The organism is Xenorhabdus lircayensis, assembly GCF_016306625.1.
In the GTDB taxonomy this organism is placed as follows: Bacteria; Pseudomonadota; Gammaproteobacteria; order Enterobacterales; family Enterobacteriaceae; genus Xenorhabdus; species Xenorhabdus lircayensis.
The window spans coordinates 1-4,462 of the sequence record NZ_JACOII010000002.1; the positions used below are offsets into that span (position 1 = coordinate 1).

At 59.1% G+C, this 4,462-nt stretch carries 5 protein-coding genes; 1 reads left to right on the plus strand and 4 read right to left on the minus strand.

The features are described 5' to 3' along the window. The 4 genes from H8A87_RS00040 to H8A87_RS00055 form a co-directional block, all read right to left on the minus strand. Window positions 1–216: hypothetical protein (locus H8A87_RS00040; RefSeq protein WP_198688006.1), on the minus strand; the 216-nt coding region annotated here is incomplete at its 3' end. Window positions 217–275: 59 nt separating this feature from the next. Next, window positions 276–1,238, minus strand: coding sequence for a site-specific tyrosine recombinase XerC (gene xerC / locus H8A87_RS00045; protein ID WP_198688002.1), 963 nt, complete (start codon window positions 1,236–1,238; stop codon window positions 276–278). A gap of 77 nt (window positions 1,239–1,315) precedes the next feature. Continuing rightward, window positions 1,316–1,495: a hypothetical protein gene (locus H8A87_RS00050; protein WP_198688003.1), complete on the minus strand. Its 180-nt coding sequence runs from the start codon at window positions 1,493–1,495 to the stop codon at window positions 1,316–1,318. Further along, window positions 1,458–4,121, minus strand: coding sequence for a CHC2 zinc finger domain-containing protein (locus tag H8A87_RS00055; protein ID WP_198688004.1), 2,664 nt, complete (start codon window positions 4,119–4,121; stop codon window positions 1,458–1,460). Before H8A87_RS00055 ends, H8A87_RS00050 begins: the two co-directional genes overlap by 38 nt. 114 nt (window positions 4,122–4,235) lie before the next feature. On the opposite strand from H8A87_RS00055, the gene H8A87_RS00060 reads away from it, so the two are divergent. After that, on the plus strand, window positions 4,236–4,462 hold a 227-nt coding region (locus H8A87_RS00060), incomplete at its 3' end, for a helix-turn-helix domain-containing protein (protein ID WP_232369972.1).

Below are 4,462 nucleotides of genomic sequence, written 5' to 3' on the forward strand. Positions count from 1 at the left end.
GCGGGGGCGCCGACATAATGCAGATTGTGCGCACCGAACCGCAGCAGGCGGCTTGGGTTCGCACCCTTGGCCGGCGGTGAGGTGCGCACAATCTCCCTGCATTATGTTGAGTGGGCTTTGGGCGGCCTGTACCGGCTTAACGGGGACACGGTCGCTCAGGCCGCCCATTGCCCACGTACCCCCGCTATCACTGAGGCCAACGGGCAGTCCGGCCACGGGCTGCCCCCGCACCGAACCCAGCGAACTCAACGGGGAGGATCGGGCTGTCTGGTGCGTCAGGGCTTCGGTTCGGCGTCCGGCTTGGCTGGATGGTCACGCTCGGCCGGATGGGTCTGCTGATGCACTTCTTTTAAATGACCAATCGCCACCCGCGTATATATCTGGGTCGATTCCAGACTGGCATGGCCTAATATGGCCTGGATATGCCGGGTATCCGCGCCGTTCTTCAGCATCTGCGTGGCCATGCCATGCCGGAACAGATGGCAGCCGCCGGGTTTGTCGATGTCGGCGCGATGGAGCGCATTGCGCACTATCTGGGTCAGGGTGCCTTCGGCCAGTGCACTGCCCTGCTGTGACAGGAACAGATAACCCGGGTCTTTGGCCCACACCAGACGCGGGCGGACATCATTCAGGTAGCGCTGTAACCAGTGCCGTGCTGATTCACCCAGCGGAACGACCCGGTCCTGACGGCCTTTGCCCTGCCGGACAAACAGCATTCCGCCGGCTAAATCCACTTCACTGAGCTGCAACCGCTTGAGTTCTGAACGCCGGATACCACTGCTCCAAAGCGTTTCCAGTATCGCCCTGTCCCGGACACTGAGCGGATTGTCACTGCCTGTCATGGCCAGCACCCGCCGGGTTTCCTGCTCGTTCAGCAGTCCCCACGGCAACCGGCGCTCCCGCCGGGGCAGCTCCAGCTCCCGCGCCGGGTTATACCGCAGGTGCTGCCGCTTCACCAGCCAGCGGAACAGGTGGCGCACACTGGTCAGTTTTTTGATGACCGTGCTGGCCGTTATCGGGCGGCCATGCCGGTTTTTCTGTGCCACCCTGTGCTGCTGCCAGCTTTCCAGCTGCGGGAAGCTGACCTGCTGCGCCGTCGTGATACCCCGGTCGTCACACCACCGGACAAATTCCCGCAGGTTACTGCGGTAGTGTGCCCGGGTTTCCCGTGTGTAGCGCAGCGCATCGAGGTGGTCAAGGAAGTGCTGCATGTGTTGCCTGAGCGTCAGTGATGCCATAATAAGCCTCCTTCTGTGTGATGAGAGGTTGGTTACGATGTAGTTAAGTCACAACCCCGGAACGGTGTTTTTTGCGGTTACCCGACCGCTTTGCCGTCAGGCCTTGCTGTCCCTGCCTTTGCGGGGATTTCATGCGCCCGACCGCCTGCCGACGGGAGGCCGACCGAGGGGCGACTGCTTATCCCTTTACCCCGACCGGAATAAGTCATACCTGCCCGTTCACGGCACAATAAGGCCGCACAAGTGCGCCGTGTCACCGTCTTCGCCGTCAAACAGCAGTTCATAGGCGAACGTCAGCCCGCGCCGGTGCAACAGCAGGTATTCCATTTCAAGGAGCCGCGACAGATGCACTTTCAGTTGCGTATCCCCCCATTGCACCGTATCCCGTAACTGTTTGCGGGTAAAAATCATTTCATGGCGGGGCTGGCCGCTGTCCCGTATCCAGTCCTGTATCAGCATCAGTAATTTGCGCGTCTGCGGCGGCATCTCGTCGAGCGTCCGGCCTAATATCTCGTGCGCAAGCTGGTTCGCCAGTTTGATATCATCTTTGGTGACTTCGATGTATTCCAACCGCCTGCCGCGATGCTCGGCCGTCTTGATTTCCCGCTGGTACTGGTGCAGCAAGGCGATGCTCTGAATAAGCGTGAGATACTTCATATGGTCGCGGCGGGTGCGGGTTTTGTCTGACATAAAGGTCAACTGGCTGGCATAGGGATTGACTACATTGAGGGGCTTAAGCAGCCGCTGGGCGTTCTGGTGAAGCGCCGTCAGATACTCCCGCTCGTTCTCAGCCAGCAATCCTTCGAGCGTTTGCTTATGGCGCTGCAACGCATGGATGGCTTCCGTTTGTTCGCGGGATTCATTGACCGTCAGCACCAGACAGCGATTCAATAACTCTTCATCCACATCAATGGCGGTTGTGGTCAGCATCAGCATCACCGGGCCTTTCACGGTGTAGCTTTTGGTGACGAGGTTCCCGGTCGCTTCATCCTTGCCGGTACTCGCCATTGTCAGCTCGCCGTCACTTTGTAACAGCTTGAGCGCATAAGCCGCCTGCCGTACCCCTTCTTCTTCGGCGATAGCCAGTATCTTATGTTGCAGGTTGGTTTCACCGAGGTAGAACAGGCTTTGGCCGGTCATGGCGCTGTACTGGATACGTTCTTCTTCCGGTATCAGGTTGAGCACCGCATCCATTAATGACGATTTTCCGGCGGCGCTGCTGCTCTGTATCAGGACGGCTAAGGGTTTGGGCAGTTTGCGGCTCACGGCAGCCAGATAGCCCGCCAACAGGTTGGTCGATTCGCCGACAACCCCGCAGGCGCTCAGGTCAGCGGTGATACGGCTGATAAGTTCGGGGTCTTTCAGCAAGGCTTCGGCGGCGTGTTGTTCATCAGCACTCAGGGAGTTAGCGGCCTGCGCCGTGTCCGCCTCTGCCCATGAACGTTGTTCCAGCACCAGTAACACCCGCCCCAGCTCACGCTTAATCAGCGTTTCCGGTAAGGCCAGTTCCTGACTTGCCTGACGCACGAAGGCCGACCGGGCACGGGCGCTCAGGATATCGAGGCTGTCCACGAACAGCGCCCCGCTGTGCTTGTCGATTAACTGCACATTGACTTTCATCACCGTGGCACCGGTTTTCTGTTGCGCACCGCGTATTCGCCATTCCTGCCCGTCCTGCCGGACAACGATATCCCCGTTGTCGGCGAGCGTCGTGACCACACCCGGCTCCGGCACCAGGGCCGCCGCAGGTACCGACACGGTGGCGGCATTTTGGTTTGCCAGCGGCGTATTTGTGGGGTTGCCGAGCCACTGTGCCGCGTCCAGTAACTGACCGAAGGCATTTTCCGGGTTGGCGACTTCGCAGCTAAACCGATTGGCATCGCGGCCTTCGGGGAACACGACCCGCCAGACAGCCAGCCCGGCCAGTTGCAGCCCGGCCGCCAGTCGCGCCGCCGCTTCATTGCCGGCCTGGTCATTGTCATAGGCAATATGCACCTGCCGGATTTCATGCTGCCGGAAGGCCGCCCGGTGCGCATCGGTAAACCCGTGTACCCCATACGCACAGGTCACATGACGATACCCCGCACACCAGAACGACATCGCATCAATCAGCGATTCACACAAAATCACTGACGCCGAACCGACCAGCCCGGCTTCGTTCCAGACCCCGCCATGCGCACCCGGCAAGTACAGATGCAGCGGGGTGCCTGCCCGCAGGCGGTCCGTGATTTTGCGGCCATACAGCTCCTGTACCTGTCCCGCCGGACTGATCACGGGCACCACAAGCGAGCCGCTGAAGTGTTCATGGCCGCTCTCCCGCAGCAACCCGGCCGCCTGAAGCCGGGCGCGGATCTCAGCGCCGGCTTTCTGTTTTTTATCGGGCAACCGGTAACCGAGGGTGCGGTTGGCAAAGCCGAGTTTAAAGTGGCTGACCAGTTCGGGATGGTCAAGGCGGCGTTTTTTCAGGTACTGCCGGGCTTCCGGCGCATTGAGCAGGGTCTGGTGATAGAACTCGACCACCCGTGACAGCAGCGCCTGTTGCCCAACGGCATCCCCGGCCAGTTCCGCACTGGCAACCAGTGGCTCAACTGCCGGATTTTCACCCAGCATCCCCCGCAACCATTCTACCGCATGGCGCAGGCTTAACCCTTCTGTCTGCATGACCCAGTCGAGCACCGAACCACCCGCATCGCAGCCAAAGCAGTGATAGAGGTTCTTCGACGGGGTGATCACCATCGAGGGCGTTTTTTCCTGATGGAACGGGCACAGCACGGCCATATCTTTACCACGCTTAAACAACTGCCGCCCCTGCTGTTCAATGACCGCCACTAAGGGGACGGCGGCTTTCAGGTGTTGCAACTCTGTTTCCGGGATGCGAGCCATGTCAGATATCCTGATAAAATATTTTTAATAAAGCATCAATGCTTGATAAGTTAGCCTTAAGGCTTTATCATGTCAAGCATGTAAAGTTCATATCAACGCACTGGAGCATGGAAGATGCGTCATAATTACGGCAACATAGCTACATTTGATACCGCGATAATGACAGAGGTGCTTGATATGGCAGCGGCAACAGAGAAGGGATTTGCACAACGCTTGCGGGAACTGCGCAGACAAAAAGGCCTCTCCCAGTCAGAGCTGGGTAAACTGGCTGAACTGCACTACACCCACATTGGCCGTTTTGAGCGGGGTACTTCACGGCCGGGCAGCGATACCTTAAAACG